The organism is Streptomyces sp. NPDC053560 (assembly GCF_044544605.1).
Lineage (GTDB): Bacteria > Actinomycetota > Actinomycetes > Streptomycetales > Streptomycetaceae > Streptomyces.
This window is the reverse complement of sequence record NZ_JBITXI010000009.1, coordinates 392,482-415,206: the sequence shown is the minus strand read 5'-3', so window position 1 is coordinate 415,206 and position 22,725 is coordinate 392,482. Positions and strand designations below refer to the sequence as shown.

The window sequence follows — 22,725 nt, the reverse complement described above, 5'->3', positions numbered from 1 at the left end:
CGAACTGCGGCGTACCGCCGCGTCGCCAGTTCCCCAAGAACGACACTTCGCCCCACCCCTTGCCTACGGGTCCCTCACCGCCAACTGCCGCGGGGGGGGGGGGGGGGGGGGCGGGGGGGGGGGGGGGGGGGGGCCCCCCCCCCCGCCGCTGTTTTTCCCGACGCTTTCCCTGTCCCGTACGGCGCCGCGTACTCCGGCGCGCCGGTCCGCGCGGGGTCGCCCGGCAACCGGGTCGCACCCCCCGCTGAGGGATTGTCAGTCGTTGCCGGTAGCGTTTCGGTGGAAACAGCGACCGGGCGGGCATCGGCGGCGAAAGTGGCCTCAAGGCGGCCACCTGCGGCGGAGCCCGACCACCGGCGCACCGGAACAGTTCCCCGGGGGCACGGCGGCGACGCCGTGTGCGGGACGGATCAGGAAAGGGCGGCGAGCTGTCGTGTACCGCTGGGAGATCACCCGGGCCGCACTGGCTCAGCGCGTTTTCGCCATCGTCCGCAGTGAGACCTACGACGAGGCCAGCGCCACGGCCGACACACTGCTGTCGGCCGGCATCACCAGCCTGGAGATCTCTCTCACCACGCCGTTCGCGCTGGAGGCGGTCACCACGCTCACCCGTGAGCTGGGCGACGACGCGATCATAGGCGCGGGCACGGTCCTGGACGCGGCCTCCGCACGGATGGCCGTGGACGCCGGCGCCCGCTTCCTGGTCTCACCCCATCTGGACGCCGAGGTGATCAGCACCGGCCACCGCTACGGCGTCCCGGTGTTCGCCGGCGTCGCCACGCCCACCGAGATGGTGCGCGGCCTGGAGCTGGGCGCCGACGCCCTGAAGCTCTTCCCGGCCTCCGGCCACAGCCCCGGCTGGCTCCGGGACGTCCGCGCGGCGCTGCCCCAGGCGCCGCTGGTGCCGACGGGCGGCGTGACGGTCGAGAACGCCCCGGAGTGGATCGCCGCCGGCGCGGTCGCGGTCGGCATGGGCACCGCGCTCTCCGCCGGCGACCGCGACACGGTCACCAAGCGCGCCGCCGCCCTCCTCCCGCTCCTCGCCGACGCCGCCCCGCCGTCCATGACGCCGGGCCTCAGCTCGCTGGACCTGTACGAGGTCTGAGGACCGGCCGGTACGAGGCCCGAGCCCCGACCTGTACGAGGCCCGAGCCCCGACCTGTACGAGGCCCGAGCCCCGGCCCGCGCACCCGCCCGCGCCGTCGCCTCAGGAGCGCCCGTACGCCCGCCTGAGGCCCGTACGGTGCGCCCGGCTCAGATTCCCCCGCGCAGCATGCGCGACAGCCCCAGGGCCGCCGTGCGGACCGCCGGGGCGAGTTGGGCCGGGCGGAAGCGGGCGCGCGGCACGGCGACCGAGAGCGAGGCCACCGCGTCGCCGCCCGCGAAGACCGGGGCCGCGATGCAGCTGACCCCGAGCACCGCCTCCTGCTCCTCGTAGGCCAGCCCGGACACCTGCGTCTTCTCCAGCGCCATCCGCATGCGCGCCGGATCGGTGATCGAGTGCGCCGTCAGGCGCGGCAGCGGCCGCGACAGCACCTCCTCGGTCAGCTCGGTACCGCAGAAGGCCAGCAGCGCCTTGCCCACCCCCGTGCAGCTCAGCGGCAGGCTGTGGCCGATGTGCGAGGGCAGTCGGAGCGCGTCGTGCCCGTGGATGCGCTCCAGGTAGACCACCTCCATGCCCTCGCGCACCCCGAGGTGCACGGTCTCGCGGGTTGCCTCGAAGAGGTCCTGGAGGAACGGCAGCGCCGCCTCGCGCAGATCCCGCCGCCGCGGCACCAGCGACCCCAGCTCGAACAGCCGGCCGCCGAGCCGGTAGCGGCCGTCGCCGGTGCGCTCCAGCCAGCCCAGCCGCACGAGGTCGGCCGCCAGCCGGTGCACGGTCGGCTTGGGCAGCCCTGACCGCTGCGCCAGTTCCGCCAGCCGGTACGGACCGCCGGTCGGGCGGAAGGACTCCACGATCAGCGCGGCCTTGTCGAGCATGCTGGTGCCCGTCTCGTTCCGTGTCACGGAACGAACATTGTCCCCTTCGAGGCGCCACGTCTATACCGGAGCCCACGCCGAGGGGCCCGCGTTCGGGAGCCCCGCCGCCTCTTCCGCCCGCCCGACCAGGAGACCGCGCATGCCGACCCCGCCCGATCCCGTACGCGCCGACGACGTGCCACCCGCCGTCGCCAAGGCCGCCGACATCCTGGCGGAGGCCGCCCGTACCGGCGTCCCCTGCCCGCCCGTACGCGGCCTGCTGCCCGAGGGCGACCTGGCCGCCGCGTACGCCGTCCAGCGGCTCACCGTGCGGCGCGGCCTCGCCGCCGGCCGCCGGATCGTCGGCCGCAAGACCGGACTGACCTCACCCGCCGTACAGGCCCAGCTCGGCGTCGACCGCCCCGACTTCGGCGCGCTCTTCGCGGACATGGCGGTGCCCGAGGGCACGCCCGTCCCGGCCCGCCGGCTGCTCCAGCCCAAGGTGGAGGCCGAGGTCGCGCTCGTCCTGGCCGAGGACCTGCCGCACCGGGACTGCACGATCGCCGACGTGCTGCGCGCGACCGACTGCGCGCTGGCCGCACTGGAGATCGTGGACAGCCGGGTGGCCGGCTGGGACATCTCCATCGTCGACACCATCGCGGACAACGCCTCCTCCGGCCTGTACGTCCTGGGCAGCGCGCCCGTGCCGGTGACCCGGCTGGACCTGCGCGGCGTACGGATGACCATGAACCGCAACGGCGAGCAGGTCTCGGTCGGTACCGGCGCCGACTGCCTCGGCAGCCCCCTCAACGCGGCCGCGTGGCTGGCCTCCTCGCTCGCCGAAGCGGGCGACCCGCTGCGCGCCGGCGACCTCGTGCTGACCGGCGCGCTGGGCCCGATGGTGCCCGCCGCGCCCGGCGACCTCTTCGAGGCGCACATCTCGGACCTGGGCTCCGTACAGGCACGGTTCGCGGCGGAGACCGAAGAGACGGAAGGAGAGCGACGGTGACCACCGAAAACCCGGCCGGCTCCGGCACCCGCACGAAGGTCGCGATCATCGGCTCCGGCAACATCGGCACCGACCTGATGATCAAGGTGCTGCGGCTCTCCACGAGCCTGGAGGCCGTCGCCCTGGCCGGCATCGACCCGGACTCCGACGGCCTCGCCCGGGCCCGCCGCCTCAAGGTCGCCACCACTCACGACGGTGTGGACGGCCTGGTGAAGCTCCCCGAGTTCGCCGACGTGGAGATCGTCTTCGACGCGACCTCCGCCGGCGCCCACCGCCGCCACGACGAGACGCTGCGCGCCCTCGGCCGCACGGTCGTGGACCTGACCCCCGCCGCGCTCGGCCCGTACGTCGTACCGCCCGTCAACCTCGACGTCCATCTGGACGCGCCCAACGTCAACATGGTCACCTGCGGCGGTCAGGCCACCATCCCCGTCGTCGCCGCGGTCGCCGCCGTCACCCCCGTCCACTACGGCGAGATCGTCGCCTCGATCTCCTCGCGCTCCGCCGGCCCCGGCACCCGCGCCAACATCGACGAATTCACCGAGACCACCGCCGCCGCCATCGAACAGGTCGGCGGCGCGGCCCGCGGCAAGGCGGTGATCGTCCTCAACCCCGCCGAGCCGCCGCTCATCATGCGCGACACCGTGCACTGCCTGGTCTCGGCGTGCGACCGCGACGCCGTCACCGCGTCCGTCGAGGAGATGGTCGCCCGCGTTCAGGCGTACGTACCCGGCTACCGGCTCAAGCAGCGCGTCCAGTTCGAGACCGTGGCCACCGGCGACCCGCTGCGCGGACTGCTGCCCCCGGCGGCAGCGGCCGGCGACGCCACCAAGGTCTCCGTCTTCCTCGAAGTGGAGGGCGCGGCCCACTACCTCCCCGCCTACGCCGGGAACCTCGACATCATGACCTCGGCCGCGCTGCGCACCGCCGAGCGCATCGCCGCACACCGCGCCGGCGAGGTGGCAGCACGATGACCACGCACCGGGCCGAAGCCCGCCGCCTGTACGTCCAGGACGTCACCCTCCGGGACGGCATGCACGCCATCCGGCACCGCTACACCGTCGGCCAGGCCCGCGCCATCGCCGCCGCACTGGACGCGGCCGGCGTCGGCGCCATCGAAATCGCCCACGGCGACGGCCTGTCCGGCTCCAGCATCACCTACGGCGTCGGCGCGCACACCGACTGGGAGTGGATCGAGGCCGTCACGGACGCGGCACGCACCGCCGTACCGACCACACTCGTACTCCCCGGCATCGCCACCGTCCAGGACCTCAAGCAGGCCCACGCGCTCGGCGTCCGCTCCGTCCGTATCGCCACCCACTGCACCGAGGCCGACATCTCGGCCCAGCACATCGCGGCGGCCCGCGAACTGGGCATGGACGTGGCCGGATTCCTGATGATGTCCCACATGGCAGAGCCCGCCGAACTCGCCCGCCAGGCACGGCTGATGGAGTCCTACGGCGCGCACTGCGTGTACGTCACCGACTCCGGCGGCCGGCTCACCATGGACGGCGTACGGGACCGCTTCCGCGCCTACCGCGACGTCCTCGACCCGGCCACCGAACTCGGCATCCACGCCCACCACAACCTCGCGCTCGGCGTCGCCAACACCGTCGTCGCCGTGGAGAACGGCGTCACCCGCGTGGACGCCTCCCTGGCCGGCCAGGGCGCGGGAGCGGGCAACTGCCCGCTGGAGGCCTTCGTGGCCGTCGCCGACCTGATGGGCTGGCAGCACGGCTGCGACCTCTTCCCGCTGATGGACGCGGCCGACGACCTCGTCCGCCCGCTCCAGGACCGCGAAGTGCGGGTGGACCGGGAGACACTGAGCCTGGGGTACGCGGGCGTCTACTCCAGCTTCCTGCGGCACGCCGAGACGGCAGCCGAGCGGTACGGCCTGGACACCCGCGCCGTACTCGTCGAGGTGGGCCGCCGCGGCCTGGTCGGCGGCCAGGAGGACATGATCACCGACGTCGCGCTGGACATGGTGGCGGCACGGAGCTGAGCCGCACGCGGGGCCGGCGCCCGGACGGACGCCGGCCCCCGTACGGTCACGGCAGCAGCGACTCCGCCACGTCGGCCGCCAGCGTCGTGCCACCGAAGGACTCGGCGCGCACCGCCGCCGACCGCCTCGCCACCTCCGGGTCGGAGGTCAGCTCCAGCAAGGCGGCGCGCAGCGCCTCGGGAGTGGCATCGGCGGTGTCGATGCGCCGGGCCACCCCCAGCGACACCAACCGGTCGGCGTTGTCGAACTGCTCGGCCCCCTGCGGCACCGCGATCATCGGCACGCCCGCGTACAGGCCCTCGTTGCAGCCGCCCATCCCGGCGTGCGTGACGAACGCGTCGGCCTGCTCCAGAATCGCCAACTGGGGCAGCCAGGAATGCACTTCGACGTTGTCCGGGATACGGCCCAGCTCCGCCGCCCGGACGTACTTCCCGATCCCCAGCACCACATGCCAGTCCGGCAGGTCCCCGAAGGCCGCCAGGCACCGCCGGTAGAACTCCGGCTGCCGGGTGTAGGCCGAGCCCAGCGAGACCAGCAGGACGTTCCGCGCGCCCGCCGGACGGCTCCAGCCGCCCTGGTCGCTCCGGTCGCCGAAGCAGGGCCCGACGAACGTCACCGCCCCGGTGTCCACCCGGTCGGCATGCGGCTGCATGGCCCGCGGGATCGTCGCCACCGCCCGCACCGGGCGCCCGGAGAACTCCATCGGGTCCAGCGTCGTCGCCCCGTTCCCGGCCAGCCAGCCGGCGAACTTCGCGAAGTACGCGTCGGCCCCGGGCAGCGCCCGGATCTGCGCGGTGATGTCGTCCGGACCGTCCCACGCCACATACGTCGGCGAGATCTGGAGCGTGGGCCGCCCCTGCGACTCGGCGAGCGCGCGGCCCGCGTACCCGCCGATGTCGTAGAGGTACAGGTCCGCGGGGTCGTCGTCGTACAGCTCGTGCAGCTGCGGCAGCATCTGCACGGCGTCGTCGAGGAAGACGGTCATCGCCTCGACCGGGTCCGCCGGCCAGTCGTTGTCGGCGACCGGGAGGGTGGAGCGGTACGGTCGCAGCTCGGCGCCGGTGGCCGTGACCAGGTCGCGCATCAACGGGTCGTTGGCGTACGTCACGCGGTGACCGCGGGCCACCAGCTCCCGGATGATCTCGATACCGGGCAGGGTGTGGCTGACGACGGGATTGCCGATCATCGCGATATGGGCGCGGCGCGGCGACGTACCGGAGGTACGGGAGGTCCCGGAGGTACGGGAACGCATGAAAGATCACTCACTTCAGGTCTACGGAGGAGCAGGACACAGCGGCCCGGCGACCGGCGATGCGGGCGCGGGCGGGCGGCGCGGCGGGACGGAGCCGCCGCCGGGGAGCCGTGTCAGCCGTAGATCTGGTGGTAATACATGCCACCACCGTAGCCTCGGGTGCCGGAGGTAACCAACCGAATTACCGGTGGCCCTGCGGCAAGGGGGAGAACACGTGACGGACATCGTCGAACTCGGCACGCTCGTACCGGACTTCAACAGCGACCCGCACCCGCACTACGCCGCACTCCGCGACCGGGGACCGGTGCACCGGGTGCGGCTGTCCGACGGCCAGGAGGTCTGGCTGGTCGTCGGACACGACGAGGCCAGGGCCGCCCTCATGGACCCACGGCTGCGGAAGGACTGGTCGGCCCACCCGCAGTGGCAGCCGGCGGAAGGCACCGGCCAGCTCCTCGCCAACATGCTCCAGAGCGACCCACCGCGCCACACCCGGCTGCGGAGGCTGGTCACCAGAGCCTTCACCCCCGGCGCCGTCGACGCGCTGCGCCCGGCCGTCCAGCAGATTACGGACGGCCTGATCGACTCCATGCTGGAGAAGGCGGCGCCGGACGGCCGTGCCGACCTCGTCGAGGCGCTCGCCTACCCGCTGCCCATGACGGTCATCTGCGAGCTGCTCGGGGTGCCGGACCTGGACCGGGAACGCTTCCGGCGCTGGTCGGACGCGTTCGTCACCGCCAATGGCCCCTCCGGCAGGGACGACGAGGAGAACATCGAGGCGGAACTCGCGCGCTACATGGGACAGCTCGTCCAGGAGAAGCGGCGCTCCCCGGGCCCCGACCTGTTCAGCACCCTCATCCGCACCACCGACGAGGACGGCGACCGCCTCTCCGGCGACGAACTGGTGGGCATGGCCTTCCTCCTGCTCGTCGCCGGCCACGAGACCACGGTCGGCCTCATCGCCAACGGCACCCTCGCGCTGCTCCGCCACCCGGACCAGCTCGCCGCGCTCCGCGCCGACTTCGGGCTGCTGGACAACGCCGTCGAGGAGATGCTGCGGTACGACGGGCCCGTGGAGACCAGCACCTGGCGGTACACCGGCGAGCCGGTGGAGATCGGCGGCACGCTGCTGCCCGCCGGGGACACGGTGATCGTCGGACTGTCCTCGGCCGCGCGGGACGCCGCCCGGTTCGAGACCGCCGACAGCTTCGACATCACCCGCGACACCCGCGGCCACCTGGCCTTCGGCCACGGCATCCACTACTGCCTCGGCGCCCCGCTGGCCCGCATGGAGGGCCGCATCGCCATCCGCACCCTCCTGGAGCGCTGCCCGGACCTCGCCCTGGACGCCGACCCCGCCACGCTCACCTGGCGCCCCGGCATCCTCATGCGCGGCCCCGTCCGCCTCCCGGTCCGGGTGAGGTGAGCTGAACCGGCGCCCCGTACGCCACCGCCGAACCGGCGCCCCCGTACGCCACCGCCACCGGGACCGACGACGGGCCGCGCGCGCCGCGCGGCCCGTCTCCGTATCCGGGCGCCGCGTCCCAGCCACTGGGCCACCCCTTCACCGACCGGGCCGCATCTGCCAGCCTTAAGCTCTTGATCTTGCCCGGTCCCGATCACGCCGCAGCCCCCCGCCGCGTACAGGAGTCGCCATGAAGCGTGCCGTCACGCTGTCCGCCCTCGCCTGCCTTCTCGCCGCCACCGCGGCGGCCCCCACCGCGTTCGCCGACGGCGGCACTCCGGACCCGTCCGCCGCGCCGGCCACCAAGGCCGCCAAGGCGGAGAAGGCCAAGAAGAAGGTCGTCCACCGGACCGCGCCCACCCTCCTGGACACCGTGCCGCGCCGCGGCACCCTGCGGGTCTGCACCACCGGCGACTACCGCCCCTTCACGTCCTACGACCGCAAGACCGAGAAGTACAGCGGCATCGACATCGACATGGCGCGTGACCTGGCGAAGAGCCTGGACGCCAAGGCGAAGTTCGTGCCCACCACCTGGGCGAGCCTGGTCGCCGACCTCGACGGCGGGCGCTGCGACATAGCCGTGGGCGGCGTCTCCATCACCCTGCCACGCGCCCGCAAGCTCGCCTTCAGCGAGCCGACCCGCACCGACGGCAAGACGCCGATCGTGCGCTGCGAGGACAAGAAGAAGTACCGCACGCTGAAGGACATCGACGAGCCGGAGACGACCGTCGTGGTCAACCCGGGCGGCACCAACGAGGAGTTCGCCAGGGCGCACATCAAGGAGGCGAAGATCAAGGTCCACAAGGACAACAACACGATCTTCGACGAGATCGTCGAGGGCCGCGCCGACGTGATGATGACCGACGCCAGCGAGACGCTCTACCAGGCCAAGCTCCACCCCGAGCTCTGCTCCGTGCACCCCGACGACCCCTTCACCTTCGCCGAAAAGGCCTACGCACTGCCCCGCAGGGACACCCAGTTCAAGCAGTACGTCGACCAGTTCGTCCACCTGGCGAAGCACGACGGCACGTACGAGAAGTACGAGGACGAATGGATGAAGTGATCCCGGTGTCCGCAGCCGCTCCGGCGCGGTGTCAGCCGTCCGTGTCGTACAGCGTGGTGCATGTGGCGCCCCAATTGCCCTGGTAGTGGTGGTCGAGCGTGGTGAGGGCGGTGGTGAGGGCGGGGAGCAGGGTGCCGTAGGGGTCGGTCAGGGGGTCGAAGTAGGGGTGGCCGGGGAGGGCGCCGGGGCGCTCGCCGGCGCTTCCCGTGCGGCGGGCCGGTTCCGGGGCGAGCCAGGCGGCGCCCAGTGCCCGTGCCATCGCCGCCGCCGGGTCGGACTGGGCGAGCGGCCGGACGAGGCGGTGGTACCTGCGGACCGGTGAGTCCTCGGAGAAGAGGACGTAGTCGCGCACGGGGGCGCGCCGGACCAGGTGGAACGCCTCGTTCCTGGCCGTCTGGTCGGCCGTCTGCTCGAAGACCCGGCCGAGGAAGGCCGCGGCCGTCGGCAGATCGCCCAGCGCCAGTGCGTGGTACGCGGCCACCGCGCCCTGGCCGTGGTCGCGGGCCCGCAGCCGCAGCGCGTCGTGCGCGTGCCGCCAGGTGAACCCGTCGTCCTCCGGCCGCCCCGCCAGGTCGCGCAGGAGCAGATGGCGCAGCAGGGGGTGCAGCTGGTCGGACTGGCTGTCCTGCACCGGCGGGGTGAGCAGGCCGTGCGAGCGGAAGTGCGCCAGCGCGCCCTGTGCGCCCGCGCCGGTGTCGCCCCACAGCCCCCAAGCGGTGAAGGCGTGGTCCAGGTCGACCGCGGCGGCGGCCCGCGGCAGCAGCTCCCGCACCTCCGGGGGCACGTCCCGCAGCAGCGTGTCGAGCAGGTCCCCGGCGAGGTCCCAGCCGTCGTCGTCGGGCCGCTGCCCGGCCGGTGTGAGCAAGCGGCGCAGCCGGTACGCCCAGTCGGTGTCCTCGGGGAAGAGGGGCAGCGCGTCCAGCAGTGCGGCGACCGCGCCGGGGTGGCCGCGCGTCAGGTCGTGCACCAGGCGGCCGAGCCAGGCCGCCGGTCGCTGCACGGGCGGCCGGGGCAGGCCGCGGGTGCCGTAGAGCGTTTCGGTGGCCAGTTCGGTGACCTCCGCCAGGGACAGCCCGCCCAGCTGCGCGACCATGAGGTCGTCCGCGGTCCGGGTCTCCTGACGATGCGTCAGTCGCCAGTGGGTGAGCTGGTAGCGCAGGTCGGGGCCGGTCAGCTGCTCCGGGTCCACCTGCCGGGGCACCGTACCGGCCGTGGCCACGGCCAGCAGCGGGTCCCAGGCCGGGGTGACGCCGCTGTCCAGCGCCCGCGCCTCGGCCAGCGCCTGGAGGAACTCCTCGCCCACCGGGCAGTCGGCGTTGTCCAGCAGCAGGAGGCAGTGCGTGGCGCGGCGGCGCGGGGAGCCGTCGCGGTAGGCGGAGCGCAGATCCGACAGCAGGGCCCGCAGCAGCACCTCGTCCACGATTCCCGCGTCGCCCGGGCGGCCCGCGAGCTGCCGCCGCAAGTGGCCCAGCAGGTCGCGGTGGGTGCCGCCGCTGCGCCGGGCGACGCCGGCCAGTGCCCGCTCCAGGGACCGCAGCCGCAGCCGTGGCTCGCCGATGAGCGGCAGCAGTGTGCCGATGCCGGGGGGCGGGCGGCCGTCGCCGAGCGTGTCCAGGCCGGTCTGCAGGCCCTTGCGCACGGTGCCGGTGACGTCGCCGAGCGGGAAGCGGCCGAGCGCGCCGCGGGCCGCCTCGCCCAGCTCCCGTACAGCACGCGGTGCGGGCGCCAGCGCGAAGGCGATGAGCAGCCCGGTGAAGCACGGGAAGGTCAGCGCGGACTTCCCCGGCACGGGCAGGTGGAGCTGGCGGGCGGCCTCCAGCGCCACTTCGGTGACCGACGCGTACGTGCCGTCGGGGCCGTCCAGGTCCAGCCAGGCCAGTGGCGCCGCCAGCTCCTGGGCGCGCGCCGCCAGCTGCCGCAGGAGGGTCGTCTTGCCCCCGCCGGGCGGTCCGAGGAAGAGGTAGGACGGCAGCTCGCTGTGGGTGTGCGGGCCGCGGTCGAGGGACTCCAGCACCGCCGCCTTCAGCAGCCGTTCGCCCCGCGCCCCGTCCAGCGGGGCCACGCCGGGCCAGGGCACGGAGGCGTCGTCGTCGGGGACGCGGGGGCCGGCGAGGATGCCGCGTGTCGGCTGCCGGCCGGCGGCCCGGGGGGCGCGGCCGGTCGACGGGGGAGCGGTGCCGGGCCGGGCTGCGTGCTGCGGGGTGTCCCGCCAGGGGCCGGCGGGCCGTCGCGGCAGCGGGGTGTCGGTACGGCCGATGCCCAGCCGTACCAGCAGCGCGTCGTTCACCCAGGCGAAGGCTCTGGCGTGGTCCGGCAGCCGGTCGGGGCCGTCCGGGTGGGCCAGCCAGGCGGGGAAGTCCGGGGAGCGGCCGACCAGTTCGTCCATTCGGCGGCCCACCGCCAGGCCGGTCTCCAGCAGCTCGGCGGTGGGCACGGTGTCGAGGAGTACGGCCTTCGTCGCGGCGGGGAAGTCGAACTGCCGCAGCCGCTCGGGCACGTCGTACTCCGCCGGGTGCGGCACCGCGCGCAGCAGCCCGCCGGAGAACACCTCCGCGAGGTGCGCGGTCTCGGCGGGCCAGGCCACCGACTCCTGGACCAGCCGCATGGCCGGTACCGACACGGGCGCGAGCGCCGCGAGATGGGCGGCGAGCCGGTACGCCTCGGGCGAGACGGTGTCCCGGAACCGCAGCACGGCCGAGGTGGCCGCGTCGGCGCCCGGTGGCGGAGCGGGCGCGGCGGCGGCGACCTCGCTCAGCCCGTCGTCCGTGGCCGGAGCGGTGCGCAGCAGGGGGAGTACGGCCGTGCCGCCGGGTGAGGCGACCAGCCGGGCCCACTCCGCGACCGAGGCCGGGCGCGGTGCCAGTACGGGGATCGGCACTCCGCGGAAGGACGCCAGCTCCGGGGGCAGCCCGGAGGCGGTCACCTGCCAGGTGGCGTTGGCCGAGGCGCGGCCGCGCGAGGTCACCTCCCAGCGGTCGGCGCGCACTCCCGAGCCCTTCCACATCTGCGGCGGCAGTACCTGGAGCACGGCCGTCGGTCCGCACCGGCCCCAGCCGGCCAGGACCTCCTGTGCCGAGCCGCTGCGCCAGGCCGAGCCGATGCCGTCGGTGACGACGAGCACCATCGTGGCGCCGGAGGGGTCGGCGAGCACGGCCGGGTCGCCGTTGGCGGGGCCGTCCCCGAAGGGGCTGCCGCGCAGTGCCGGGCGTCCGCCGCCGCGGGTGTGCAGCCCGTAGACCCGTACGTCCCGGAAGGCGCCGAGGCGTTCCAGTACGCCGCGCAGTTCGCCGCAGAGCCGCTGCCACAGCAGCATGGACGTGCCGTCGTCGATGACCAGGGCCAGGTCGAGCCAGCGTTCGCGGGCCGGGAGGATGGCCACGTCCGGGAGCCCGGTCTCGGCCATCGCATCCACCGTCGCGGCCTCGTCGACCTCCGTACGGACCGGGCTGGGGCGCTGCTGCTGGAGCGGGCGCAGCGCGCGGGAGAGGGCGAGCGCGTCGGTGACGGCCTTGCCCTCGGGGGCGCGTACGGACACGGCCGGGCGGCCGGCTTCCTTGCCGCGCGGCGCTGTGCGCTGCGAGCCGCCGTGCAGGCCGTGCCCGGCGTCCGCACGGCGGGGCGTGCGGGCGGGCGGCGAGGGGTGGGCGGTGCGGCCCGGGGCGCGGCTCGGCAGCCCGGACGCCGGCCCGGCGGGGGCCGCCGGCCGCTCGGTGTCCGCGTTCTCCGGTGGCGCGGCGTCGTCCGCCGGCGGCGGCTCCGGGGGAGCGGTGTCCTCCTCGGCCGCGGGCAGCCGGGTGGCCAGCCAGAGCGCGTCCAGCAACTCCTGCGGCGACAGCTCCACTCCGCTGTCGCCCAGGATGCGGCGGGCCCGCTCCGGCATCGTGGTTACACCGTCCCGCCGAGCCGGTGCAGCACGGCCTTGCGTACCGCCTCGGCGTCGATGTCCACGCCGCCCGCGCGCAGGAAGACGGCGTTGAGGAGCTGGTCGGTGGCGAGCTCGCCGAGCGCGCGGCGGTTGAGGAACGCGGTGAGCAGGTCGTCGACCTCGGGCAGGATGGCCGGGCCGAGGTGGGCGGCGATGATCTCGCGCAGCCGGGTCTCGTCCGGGTCGGGCAGGTCCAGCCGGACGCAGCGGCGCAGGAAGGCGGGCGGGAAGTCCCGCTCGCCGTTGCTGGTGATCACCACGACCGGGAACTCCCGGCAGCGGACCCGGCCGCGGTGCACCGGCTCGGTGACACCGGGGTCGGCGGTGAGCACGTCCACGTCGGCCTGGTCCTCGGGCAGCCGGGCCAGTTCCGGGATCTCGAACTCGCCGCTCTCGAAGACCGCGAGCAGGTCGTTGGGCAGGTCCACGTCGCCCTTGTCCAGCTCGTCGACGAGCAGCACGCGCGGCCGGTCGCGGGGCGCCAGGGCCGTACCGAGCGGACCGAGCCGGACGAACGTGCCGATGCCCGGCTCCGGTTCGTCCCGGTCCCGGCGGAGCGACGCCTCGCGCAGCCGCCCCACCGCGTCGTAGCGGTACAGCGCGTCCTGCAGCGTGGCGCGGCTGTTGACCGGCCAGTGCAGCACCCGGCCGAGCGACAGTTCGTGCGCGATGGCCTGCGCGAGCGAGGACTTGCCCGTGCCGGGGTGGCCGGTGACCAGCAGCGGGCGGCGCAGGTGCAGCGCGGCGCTCACCACGTCGGCCTGGTCCGGGCCGATCAGGTACGGGCCGCCGCCCGGTCCCGCGCCGCCGGGCGCCGTCGTACGGGTGTGCCCGAAGCGGCGCCAGGGCGGCGCCTCGGGCATGGCGGGCCGGCGGGCCACGCCGTCGCCGCGGAACAGCCGCCAGCCGTCCGCCGCGCCGGAGCCGCCGGCCGGGCGGGCGGGGCCGGGGACGGCGGCGTCCGGGGTCCGGTGGGGATCGGCGGATGTGTTCTCGGTGGCCATGGTTCCTACAGTTCCGCTCGCTCGGAGGGGTCGGTCAGATGGGCGGTCAGGGGCAGCGGGCGGCCCGGGTCGTCCCAGACCAGGACCGGACGGGCCCGGTGCTCGTCGGGTGAGCTGCGGGCCTTGGCGCGGTATTCCCGTACCGCGTCCGGCAGTTGGTGCACCCGCGAGGGCGGTTCGAGGCGGAAGCCGCCGATGCCGTCGGCGGCGTGCTCGGCGCGGTCCCACAGCAGCACCGGGACACCGGAGGCCAGGCACCACGTGGCGGTTCTGGCGCGGGTGCCGGGCGGGGTGCCGATCACCACGACGGACGCGTCCAGGTCCTCGTCCAGCAGGCCGGCCACCCGGCCCGGGTCGTCGTGCGTGGCGTCCAGCCGCATCGCGCTCTTCCTGCCCAGCGCCCGCCAGCGCCGCCGCCACACGCCGTCGCTGTCGGCCAGCCGCCGGATGCTGGGGCAGCGCAGCACCATCGGGTAACGGGTGCCGACGACCTTGGGCGGCAGCGGGCCCGCGTCCGCTGCGCCCAGGGAGTCCAGGTCGATCTCCAGGTCGCCGTGTTCCACGATCAGTTCGACGGTCGGCCAGGCCTGCCCGACGGAGGCGCCGGCCAGCCGGTCGAGGTGCTTGTGCAGGATCTTGACGATCTCGGCGGGGGCCAGCGGGTCGGCGCCCGCGCCCGGTGCCGGCTGGAGCCGCCCGTCGCCCACGTCCGTCCAGAACCCCACGTCGTACCGGCGGCTGCGGCCGTGGCCCGTACCGCCGGTCAGCTCGACCACCAGCCGGGGCGGCGCGCTCACCGCGGCCTGGGCCCACTGGTCGGCGTCGGCGCGCCGGTCGGCCAGGGTGGCGATGTCGATGCCGAGGTGGCCCGCCATCCGCTCGTTCCACTGGCGCAGTTCGGTGCGCCGGCCGAGCGGGCTGCCGAGGGCGGCGACGAACTCCACCGCGCGCAGCAGCGCCGGTACGCCCGGGGTGCCGGCGGGCACCTGCCGCCCGTCGCCCGCCCGGCTCTCCAGCGCGGCCACCCAGCGCCGCGCGTAGGCGGCGAAGACCTTCGGGTCGCTGAGGCCCGTGCCGTCCACCACCTCGTCGGGCAGCGGGTACGGGAACGCGCTGCGGGTGGCCTCGGGGACGCGCCGCCGGACCTCGTCGGGGAGCGTGCCGAGCAGCTGCAGCAGGGCCCGCTCCTCCCACGGCGACATCCAGTGATCGGTCAGCCGCGGGGTGAGCCGGGCCAGGTCGCGCAGCGTCCGGGCGTGCACGGGGTCGTAGGGGGCGAGGACCTCGGCGAGCGCGGGCACCGCCCGGTCGACGGTGACCAGCACCTCCGTCCACTCCTCCAGGGACGGCAGCGTGCCGTCCTCGGGGTGCGGCAGGAGGCACCGCTCGGCGAAGCGGGAGGCGTGCTTGCGTACGTGTGCCTCGTCGGGCAGGGCGCGGTCCAGCAGGAGGCGCAGGTCCTCGCGGAGCCGGTCGGGGGTGCGCTGTGGGGGTACCGGGTCCGCGCAGCCCGGCAGCAGGCCGTCGGCGCCCGCAGCGGTCAGCTCCGCCTTGACGGCCTGCCAGGAGAAGGACCAGCTCAGCCGGGTGGTCATGGTGGGGTCGTAGGGCCCGGCGCCCTGGGTGACCATGGCGGCGACCAGGCCGACCGCGCGCTGGTCGGTCACCGACCAGACCGGGCCGCCGCTGTAACCGCCGCGGATCGCCGCGCCGGTGGGCCGTCCGTGCACGTAGCCGATGCCGTCCTCGAAGGTGGCGACGCGGCCGTATGCGGTGTGTTCGGGGTCGCCGGTGCCGTAGCGGGCGCGCACGGTCTGGGCGCCGGCCATCGGGGCCCAGCGGACCGGAGCGAGGCCGGCCGGCGGGTCGCAGGTCAGTTCCAGTACGGCGAGGTCGCCGCGCCAGCGCCGGGCACCGGGCGGCACGGCGAGGTGCCGCTCGGGCGACTGCTCGTCCCGTGGCGGTATCCAGTGCGTGAGCCGGGCGGTGCCGCGGGTGCCCCGGTCGGCGCCGGGGAAGCCGACCGCCAGTTCCACGGCGCCCGGGTGGGCGTACTCCAGCTTGTCCCGGCCGACCGCGAGGTTGATGACGTGCGCGCAGGTGAGGACGTGTCGCGGGGTGAGGCAGACGCCGGCGCCGACCGTGCGGAGGGCGCTGCGGGGTGCCGTACGGGAGGCGGTGGGGTGCGTGCCGAGCGCGGCGCCGCCGAGCGGGGCCGGCGCGTACGCCGTGACCGCGGACGGGGGCCGCGCGGGCCCCTGCGCGTCGGCGGCCGGGCCGTCGTCCGTGCCGTACACCGTCACCAGCCCGGCCCGCTCGTCCGGCGCCGCGTCGTCCCCGGCCCCGTCCGGGCCCGCGCCGAACCACCGCACTCTCAGCCGTCCCGGGGGGCCGCGCCCGGCAGCTGCCAGCTGGCGGTGATCTTCATGGCGGCCTGTGCGCTGCCGCCGGCGATGCCGAGCTTGAGGTCCTGCCCGATCTGCACGCCGAACTCCACGGAGAGTTCCTGCGGCGGATCCTCCGCGTGGGCGACGGAGTCGTGCACCTCCTGGAGCAGCGGGCCGAGCGGGCTGAGCACCGCACGCAGCCCGTCCCCGGCGAGCGCGGCGACCCGTTCCCGGCCCCGGCCCACCGGCTCGACGGTGCCGGCACCGTCGGGCAGATCCGCGCGTGCGGCGGGCACGGCGGGCGCCGGTGTCCCGACGGGGGAGAGGGCGAGGCGGACCAATGTGCGGTCGGACAATTGCAGTTCGGCGTACTCCGGCATCCGTCCATTGTGCCGTCCGGTACCTCTGTGGCCACCCGTTTCTCACGAACCGGGCGCGTCCGGGAGAGCGGCCGAGGTGGTGCGCGCCGGGCGTCGGTACGCCCACCGGCTCATGTCCTGACAATGTGACCTCTGGACTTCCCGTCATGGGCGCGGGCGGATACCCTCACCAGCGTGGGGAAACAAGATGCAGTCACCGAGGGCGCCGAGGGCCCTGTCCAGTTCAGCGTCGACCGGAGCAGCCCGGTCCCGCTGTACTTCCAGCTGTCCCAGCAGCTGGAGGCCGCGATCGAGACCGGCAAGCTGGCCCCGGGCAGTCTGCTCGGCAACGAGATCGAGCTGGCGGGCCGGCTGGGCCTGTCCCGGCCGACCGTCCGGCAGGCCATCCAGTCGCTGGTGGACAAGGGGCTGCTCGTCCGCCGCCGCGGCATCGGCACCCAGGTCGTGCACAGTCAGGTCAAGCGTCCGCTGGAGCTGAGCAGCCTCTACGACGACCTGGAGGCGGCCGGCCAGAAGCCCGCCACGAAGGTGCTGCTGAACACCACCACCGAGGCCACCGCCGAGGTCGCCGCCGCGCTCGGCGTCGCCGAGGGCGCGGAGGTCGCGCTCGTCGAACGGCTCCGCCTCACCCACGGCGAGCCCATGGCCCACCTGCGCAACCACCTCCCCCTCGGGCTGATCGACCTGGAGACCGAGCAGCTGGAGAGCACCGGCCTGTACCGCCTGATGCGCAACGCCGGAATCACCCTGCACAGCGCCCGCCAGGCGGTCGGCGCCCGGGTCGCCGACGCGGCCGAGGCCGAGCGCCTGGCCGAGGAGGAGGGCGCCCCGCTGCTCACCATGCAGCGCACGACCTTCGACGACACCGGCCGCCCCGTCGAATTCGGCTCCCACGTCTACCGCGCCTCGCGGTACGCCTTCGAGTTCCAGCTCCTCGTCCGCCCCTGAGCATGACGCACCGTCGGGTAAGGATGTTCTGACAAACCATTGACGTGGTGTGTCGTACGCCGCTAGAACTCCTCCTGCCGCACTCGGGCGGCGGGAGACCGGAGGCGGTTCACGATGCGTACCGTGCGCAGGGCCCGTACGACCCACCGGAGAGCACGCGCCGCCGCGGCCGTACTCTCCGCGCTCGCCCTCGCCGCCGGCTGCAGCGGCTCCGGTGGCAAGCGGTCCGAGGACGCCGCGGCCGGCTCTTCCGGCAAGGCCGCGAACACGCCCCGCATGACCATCGGGATGGTCAGCCACTCCGGGGAGGGCGACACCTTCTGGGACATCGTCCAGACCGGCGCCGAGCAGGCGGCGAAGAAGGACAATGTGAAATTTCTCTACGCCAACGACAAGGAAGGGTCGCGCCAGGCCGAGCTGGTCCGCAGCATGATCGACCAGAAGGTCGACGGGCTGATCGTGACGCTCGCCAAGCCGCAGGCCCTGAAGGCGTCGGTACGGGCCGCCGTCCGGGCCGGCATACCGGTGATCACCATCAACTCCGGCGGCGAGTTCTCGACGGCGTACGGCGCGCTCACGCACATCGGCCAGGACGAGTCCGTCGCGGGCCGGGCGGTCGGTGACGAGCTGAACGAGCGGCAGCGGAAGAAGGCCCTGTGCGTGATCCACGAGCAGGGGAACGTCTCCCTGGAGGACCGTTGCGCCGGAGTGAAGAAAGCATTCCGCGGTACGGTCGAGAATCTGAACGTCGACGGGACGAACGCACCGTCCTCCCAGTCGTCGGTCGAGGCCGAGCTCCAGTCGGACAAGGGCATCGACGCGATCGTCACGCTCGGCGCCCCCATGGCCGCGATCTCGGTCAAGGCCCGGGAGCAGGCCGGCAGCGCCGCGCAGATCGCGACCTTCGACCTGAACGCCGCCGTGGTGAAGAGCCTCAAGGCGAAGGACATCGCCTTCGCCGTCGACCAGCAGCCCTACCTCCAGGGGTACGAAGCGGTCGATCTGCTCTGGCTGAACCGGACCAATGCGAACGTACTGGGCGGCGGCCGTCCGGTGCTGACCGGCCCCGCCGTCGTCACCGGCACGGACGTACCGGCGCTGGAGAAGTACACCGCTCGCGGGACCCGCTGACCCCGGGGCGAACAGGCATAACGGATACTTGGCGGTTGGGTCCGACCCGTCGGACCCGGGAAATGACTACGGACAGTGAGATCCGCGGGATCCCATCGATTCAGCGGTCCAACGAGAAGGGCACGACCTCGTGGCAAGGGTTCGGACAGGGGCACGCGCGCTCGGCGCGGTGCTGGCAGGGGTGCTCGGCCTGGCCCTGGCGGGCTGCAGCGCCACCGGCGGCAAGCGGGCCGAGGAGGCCCGTAATGCCCAGGTGGCCGGCGGCAAGGCGGCCGTGAACACCCCCAAGTGGACCTTCGCCATGGTCAGCCACTCGGGCGACGGCGACACCTTCTGGGACATCGTGCAGAACGGCGCCAAGCAGGCCGCCGCCAAGGACAACATCAAGTTCGTCTACGGGCACGACGAGGAGGGCAGCCGCCAGGCGCAGCTCGTGCAGTCCTACATCGACCAGAAGGTCGACGGGCTGATCGTCACGCTCGCCAAGCCGGACGCCATGAAGGGCGCGCTCGCCAAGGCCGAGAAGGCCGGCATCCCGGTGATCACCGTGAACTCCGGCTCCGAGGTCTCCGAGAAGTACGGCGCGCTGTCGCACATCGGCCAGGACGAGTCGATCGCCGGCGAGGCGGTCGGCGAGGAGCTGAACAAGCGCCATCGGAAGAAGGCGCTGTGCGTCCTGCACGAGCAGGGCAACGTCGGCCACGAGCAGCGCTGCGACGGCGCCGAGAAGACCTTCGACGGCAAGCTGAAGCGGCTGTACGTCGAGGGCACCAACATGCCCGACGTGCAGTCCTCCATCGAGTCCCAGCTCCAGGCCGACCCGAAGATCGACTCCGTGGTCACGCTGGGCGCCCCCTTCGCGCCCACCGCCGTGAAGGCCAAGGAACAGGCGAACAGCAAGGCCGAGATCGACACCTTCGACCTGAACGCGCAGGTCGCCGACGGTCTCAAGGACGGCTCCCTGGGCTTCGCCGTCGACCAGCAGCCCTACCTCCAGGGTTACCAGGCGGTGGACCTGCTCTGGCTGTACAAGTACAACTCCGACGTCCTCGGCGGCGGCCGTCCCGTGCTCACCGGACCCCAGGTGGTCACCAAGAAGGACGCCGGCGCGCTGGCCGAATACACGAAGCGGGGGACCCGATGAGCACCGCAGCGCCACCCGCGGAACCGCACGACACGAAGCCGGCCGGCGGCCCGGACGAGCGCCTCGTGCACCGCTCGCTCGCCCGCCGCCTGATGGGCCGCCCCGAGCTGGGCGCGGTGGTCGGCGCGATCGCCGTCTTCGTGTTCTTCTCGTTCGCGGCGAACACCTTCCTGCAGGCCGACAGCCTCTCGACGGTGCTGTACGCGTCCTCGACGATCGGCATCATGGCCGTACCGGTCGCGCTGCTGATGATCGGCGGCGAGTTCGACCTGTCGGCCGGCGTGATGGTCGTCAGCTCCGCGCTGGTCTCGTCGATGTTCAGCTACCAGATGACCGCCAACACCTGGGTGGGCGTCGGGGTGTCCCTGCTGGTCACCCTCGCCATCGGCGTCTTCAACGGCTTCCTGCTGACGCGCACGAAGCTGCCCAGCTTCATCATCACGCTCGGCACGTTCTTCATGCTGACCGGCCTGAACCTCGGCTTCACCAAGCTGATCAGCGGCACGGTCTCCACGAAGACCATCGCCGACATGGAGGGCTTCGAGTCGGCGCGGGTGCTCTTCGCCTCCCACCTCACCATCGGCGGCGTGGACATCCAGGTCACGATCATCTGGTGGCTCGCGCTGATCGCGCTCGCCACCTGGGTTCTGCTGCGCACCCGCGTCGGCAACTGGATCTTCGCGGTGGGCGGCAACGCGGACGCGGCCCGCGCGGTCGGCGTCCCGGTCACCAAGACCAAGATCGGCCTGTACATGGGCGTCGCCTTCGCCGCCTGGATCTCGGGGCAGCACCTGCTGTTCTCCTACGACGCGATCCAGTCGGGCGACGGCGTCGGCAACGAATTCCTCTACATCATCGCGGCGGCCGTCGGCGGCTGCCTGATGACCGGCGGCTACGGCTCGGCCATCGGCGCCGCGGTCGGCGCCTTCATCTTCGGCATGACCAGCAAGGGCATCGTGTACGCCCAGTGGAACCCGGACTGGTACAAGTTCTTCCTCGGGGCGATGCTGCTGCTCGCCACGCTGCTGAACGCCTGGGTCCGCAAGCGCGCGGAGGCGAGCAAATGAGTACCGCGACCGACCGTGACCCCGGCACGGAATCCCGTACGCCGCTCGTCGAGCTGCGCGACGTCAGCAAGTTCTACGGCAACGTCAAGGCCCTCGAAGGCGTCTCGCTGGAGGTGCACCCGGGGGAGATCTCCTGTGTTCTCGGCGACAACGGCGCCGGCAAGTCCACCCTCATCAAGATCATCGCGGGGCTGCACCAGCACGACGCCGGCGCCTTCACCATCGAGGGCGAGGACGCCCGGCTCTCCTCCCCGCGCGAGGCCCTGGACCGCGGCATCGCCACCGTCTACCAGGACCTCGCCGTCGTCCCCCTGATGCCCGTCTGGCGGAACTTCTTCCTCGGCTCCGAGCCGACCAAGGGCTTCGGCCCCTTCAAGCACCTCGACGCCCGCGCGATGCGCGAGATCACCCGGTCCGAGCTGCTGCGGATGGGCATCGACCTGCGCGACGTGGACCAGCCCATCGGCACCCTCTCCGGCGGCGAGCGGCAGTGCGTGGCCATCGCCCGCGCCGTCTACTTCGGCGCCAAGGTCCTCGTCCTGGACGAGCCGACCGCCGCGCTCGGCGTCAAGCAGTCCGGCGTGGTCCTCAAGTACGTCGCCGCCGCCCGGGATGCGGGCCTCGGCGTCGTCCTGATCACCCACAACCCGCACCACGCCTACCTCGTCGGCGACCGCTTCGTCCTCCTCAAGCGCGGCACCATGGCGGGCAGCCACCTGAAGTCGGAGATCGCGCTGGAGGAGCTGACCCGCCAGATGGCGGGCGGCAGCGAGCTGGAACAGCTCAGCCACGAACTGGAGCGCGCCCCCGCCCCGGAGCATCTGGGCGGTCACCCCCGGCACTGAGCGGTTCCCGGACCCGGAGCGCGGTGGGAGAACGCGGTACGGGAGCGGCGCGCGGGGCGGCTTCCGCGGGGGCACCGGTTCCCGGCGGTAGCTTCACGGTGCGGGCGGTCGCACGTCGCGGCGCCCGCCCCGTACCGCCCACGCACAGGAGGCCCGAGATGACCAGCGCCCCGAGCGGCGAGAACACCATGCGCGCGATCAGCCAGGACGCACTCGGCGGGCCCGATGTGCTGCGGATGACCGAGGTGCCGCGGCCCGCGCCGCTGCCGACCGAGGTGCTCGTACGCGTGCACGCCGCGGGCGTGAACCCGGTGGACTGGAAGACCCGTCAGGGCGGCGGCATGGCGGCCGTGCTCGGGGACCCGCCGTTCACCGTGGGCTGGGACGTCTCCGGCGTGGTCGAGGAGGTCGGGTTCGGCGTGCACACCCTCGCCGTGGGCGACGAGGTGTACGGCATGCCGTGGTTCCCGCGCGAGGCCGCCGCGTACGCGGAGTACGTCACGGCCCCCTCCCGGCACTTCGCCCGCAAGCCCGCGCTGCTGGACCACGAGCACGCCGCGGCCGTTCCGCTCGCCGCGCTCACCGCCTGGCAGACGCTGGTCGACACGGCGCAGGTGACGGCCGGGCAGCGGGTGCTGATCCACGCGGCCGCCGGCGGCGTCGGCCACTTCGCCGTGCAGTTCGCCAAGTACCTCGGGGCCCATGTCATCGGCACGGCGAGCGCCGCCAAGCACGACTGGCTGCGCGGCCTGGGCGCCGACGAACTGGTCGACTACACCTCCGTCCGCTTCGAGGAGGTGGTGAGCGAGGCCGACGTCGTCATCGACCTGGTCGGCGACGACAAGGACGACACCAGCACCCGGTCGCTGGGCACGCTCCGCTCCGGCGGCCTGCTGATCGCCGTGCCCTCCGGCGTCGCGCCCGAACTGGTGGACACCGCCCGCCAGCTGGGGCTGCAGGCGTGCGGCTTCCTCGTGGAGCCGGACGGCGCAGCGCTCACCCGGATCGCCGAGCTGATCGACGAGGGCGTGGTGAAGGCCGAGGTGGAGGACGTGCTCCCGCTGGAGCACGCGGCCGAGGCGCACCGCCGCGGCGAGGCGGGCCATACCCGCGGCAAGCTCGTCCTGCGCGTCAGCGGCTGAGCGCC

18 protein-coding genes are annotated in these 22,725 nt (G+C 73.7%); 12 read left to right on the top strand and 6 right to left on the bottom strand.

The features are described from left to right. The first annotated feature begins 433 nt into the window (after positions 1-433). Positions 434-1,105 carry a bifunctional 4-hydroxy-2-oxoglutarate aldolase/2-dehydro-3-deoxy-phosphogluconate aldolase gene (locus tag ACIGQF_RS23805; protein ID WP_361566849.1) on the top strand — a complete coding sequence of 224 codons (672 nt, stop codon included), beginning with the start codon at positions 434-436 and terminating at the stop codon, positions 1,103-1,105. A gap of 149 nt (positions 1,106-1,254) precedes the next feature. On the opposite strand, the gene ACIGQF_RS23800 is transcribed toward ACIGQF_RS23805, so the two are convergent. After that, complete coding sequence (locus ACIGQF_RS23800; protein WP_399713633.1) at positions 1,255-1,980, bottom strand: IclR family transcriptional regulator; 726 nt, start codon at positions 1,978-1,980, stop codon at positions 1,255-1,257. Positions 1,981-2,119: 139 nt separating this feature from the next. On the opposite strand from ACIGQF_RS23800, the gene ACIGQF_RS23795 reads away from it, so the two are divergent. The 3 genes from ACIGQF_RS23795 to dmpG are packed head-to-tail and all read left to right on the top strand — an operon-like array spanning position 2,120 to position 4,970. After that, the gene (locus ACIGQF_RS23795) at positions 2,120-2,968 is read left to right on the top strand and encodes a 2-keto-4-pentenoate hydratase (protein WP_399713559.1); all 849 of its coding nucleotides are present in this window, start codon (positions 2,120-2,122) and stop codon (positions 2,966-2,968) included. Continuing rightward, positions 2,965-3,942, top strand: coding sequence for an acetaldehyde dehydrogenase (acetylating) (locus ACIGQF_RS23790; RefSeq protein WP_399713556.1), 978 nt, complete (start codon positions 2,965-2,967; stop codon positions 3,940-3,942). Before ACIGQF_RS23795 ends, ACIGQF_RS23790 begins: the two co-directional genes overlap by 4 nt. Further along, positions 3,939-4,970, top strand: coding sequence for a 4-hydroxy-2-oxovalerate aldolase (dmpG, locus tag ACIGQF_RS23785; protein ID WP_399713552.1), 1,032 nt, complete (start codon positions 3,939-3,941; stop codon positions 4,968-4,970). The genes ACIGQF_RS23790 and dmpG overlap by 4 nt, the downstream gene beginning before the upstream one ends. Positions 4,971-5,016: 46 nt before the next feature. On the opposite strand, the gene ACIGQF_RS23780 is transcribed toward dmpG, so the two are convergent. Beyond that, complete coding sequence (locus ACIGQF_RS23780) at positions 5,017-6,222, bottom strand: macrolide family glycosyltransferase (protein WP_399713549.1); 1,206 nt, start codon at positions 6,220-6,222, stop codon at positions 5,017-5,019. Between the two features lie 214 nt (positions 6,223-6,436). On the opposite strand from ACIGQF_RS23780, the gene ACIGQF_RS23775 reads away from it, so the two are divergent. Further along, entirely contained in the window at positions 6,437-7,645 is a 1,209-nt protein-coding gene (locus ACIGQF_RS23775) for a cytochrome P450 (RefSeq protein ID WP_399713546.1), read from the top strand. A 229-nt stretch (positions 7,646-7,874) separates the two neighbouring features. Next, complete coding sequence (locus ACIGQF_RS23770; protein WP_399713544.1) at positions 7,875-8,747, top strand: transporter substrate-binding domain-containing protein; 873 nt, start codon at positions 7,875-7,877, stop codon at positions 8,745-8,747. A gap of 31 nt (positions 8,748-8,778) precedes the next feature. On the opposite strand, the gene ACIGQF_RS23765 is transcribed toward ACIGQF_RS23770, so the two are convergent. From ACIGQF_RS23765 to ACIGQF_RS23750, 4 genes are all read right to left on the bottom strand, one after another. Beyond that, on the bottom strand, positions 8,779-12,627 hold the full coding sequence (locus tag ACIGQF_RS23765; protein ID WP_399713541.1) for an SAV_2336 N-terminal domain-related protein: 3,849 nt from the start codon (positions 12,625-12,627) through the stop codon (positions 8,779-8,781). A 5-nt stretch (positions 12,628-12,632) separates the two neighbouring features. Then, a complete protein-coding gene (locus ACIGQF_RS23760) occupies positions 12,633-13,535 on the bottom strand; it encodes an AAA family ATPase (protein ID WP_399713630.1) in 903 nt (300 codons plus the stop codon). A 146-nt stretch (positions 13,536-13,681) separates the two neighbouring features. Continuing rightward, positions 13,682-16,048 (bottom strand): trypsin-like peptidase domain-containing protein, encoded by a 2,367-nt coding sequence (locus ACIGQF_RS23755; protein WP_399713538.1) that lies wholly within the window; start codon positions 16,046-16,048, stop codon positions 13,682-13,684. Between the two features lie 2 nt (positions 16,049-16,050). Continuing rightward, positions 16,051-16,443, bottom strand: a complete 393-nt coding sequence (locus tag ACIGQF_RS23750; RefSeq protein WP_399713535.1) for a CU044_2847 family protein — start codon at positions 16,441-16,443, stop codon at positions 16,051-16,053. Positions 16,444-16,617: 174 nt separating this feature from the next. Here ACIGQF_RS23750 and ACIGQF_RS23745 point away from each other — a divergent pair, with 174 nt between their 5' ends. From ACIGQF_RS23745 to ACIGQF_RS23720, 6 genes are all read left to right on the top strand, one after another. Beyond that, entirely contained in the window at positions 16,618-17,391 is a 774-nt protein-coding gene (locus tag ACIGQF_RS23745; RefSeq protein WP_399713533.1) for a GntR family transcriptional regulator, read from the top strand. A 114-nt stretch (positions 17,392-17,505) separates the two neighbouring features. Beyond that, positions 17,506-18,522: a sugar ABC transporter substrate-binding protein gene (locus tag ACIGQF_RS23740; protein ID WP_399713530.1), complete on the top strand. Its 1,017-nt coding sequence runs from the start codon at positions 17,506-17,508 to the stop codon at positions 18,520-18,522. A 130-nt stretch (positions 18,523-18,652) separates the two neighbouring features. Further along, on the top strand, positions 18,653-19,666 hold the full coding sequence (locus tag ACIGQF_RS23735; protein ID WP_399713527.1) for a sugar ABC transporter substrate-binding protein: 1,014 nt from the start codon (positions 18,653-18,655) through the stop codon (positions 19,664-19,666). Then, entirely contained in the window at positions 19,663-20,733 is a 1,071-nt protein-coding gene (locus ACIGQF_RS23730) for an ABC transporter permease (protein WP_399713525.1), read from the top strand. The genes ACIGQF_RS23735 and ACIGQF_RS23730 overlap by 4 nt, the downstream gene beginning before the upstream one ends. Next, entirely contained in the window at positions 20,730-21,578 is an 849-nt protein-coding gene (locus ACIGQF_RS23725; protein WP_361566894.1) for an ATP-binding cassette domain-containing protein, read from the top strand. Before ACIGQF_RS23730 ends, ACIGQF_RS23725 begins: the two co-directional genes overlap by 4 nt. A gap of 158 nt (positions 21,579-21,736) precedes the next feature. Next, the gene (locus ACIGQF_RS23720) at positions 21,737-22,720 is read left to right on the top strand and encodes an NADP-dependent oxidoreductase (RefSeq protein ID WP_399713522.1); all 984 of its coding nucleotides are present in this window, start codon (positions 21,737-21,739) and stop codon (positions 22,718-22,720) included. The last annotated feature ends 5 nt before the right edge of the window (positions 22,721-22,725 follow it).

Coding starts and splice junctions, on each gene's coding strand:
- ACIGQF_RS23800 (WP_399713633.1), bottom strand. CDS start 1,980: ATGCTCGACAAGGCCGCGCTGATCGTGGAGTCCTTCCGCCCGACCGGC.
- ACIGQF_RS23795 (WP_399713559.1), top strand. CDS start 2,120: ATGCCGACCCCGCCCGATCCCGTACGCGCCGACGACGTGCCACCCGCC.
- dmpG (WP_399713552.1), top strand. CDS start 3,939: ATGACCACGCACCGGGCCGAAGCCCGCCGCCTGTACGTCCAGGACGTC.
- ACIGQF_RS23780 (WP_399713549.1), bottom strand. CDS start 6,222: ATGCGTTCCCGTACCTCCGGGACCTCCCGTACCTCCGGTACGTCGCCG.
- ACIGQF_RS23770 (WP_399713544.1), top strand. CDS start 7,875: ATGAAGCGTGCCGTCACGCTGTCCGCCCTCGCCTGCCTTCTCGCCGCC.
- ACIGQF_RS23765 (WP_399713541.1), bottom strand. CDS start 12,627: ATGCCGGAGCGGGCCCGCCGCATCCTGGGCGACAGCGGAGTGGAGCTG.
- ACIGQF_RS23760 (WP_399713630.1), bottom strand. CDS start 13,535: ATGCCCGAGGCGCCGCCCTGGCGCCGCTTCGGGCACACCCGTACGACG.
- ACIGQF_RS23750 (WP_399713535.1), bottom strand. CDS start 16,443: ATGCCGGAGTACGCCGAACTGCAATTGTCCGACCGCACATTGGTCCGC.
- ACIGQF_RS23740 (WP_399713530.1), top strand. CDS start 17,506: ATGCGTACCGTGCGCAGGGCCCGTACGACCCACCGGAGAGCACGCGCC.
- ACIGQF_RS23730 (WP_399713525.1), top strand. CDS start 19,663: ATGAGCACCGCAGCGCCACCCGCGGAACCGCACGACACGAAGCCGGCC.
- ACIGQF_RS23725 (WP_361566894.1), top strand. CDS start 20,730: ATGAGTACCGCGACCGACCGTGACCCCGGCACGGAATCCCGTACGCCG.
- ACIGQF_RS23720 (WP_399713522.1), top strand. CDS start 21,737: ATGACCAGCGCCCCGAGCGGCGAGAACACCATGCGCGCGATCAGCCAG.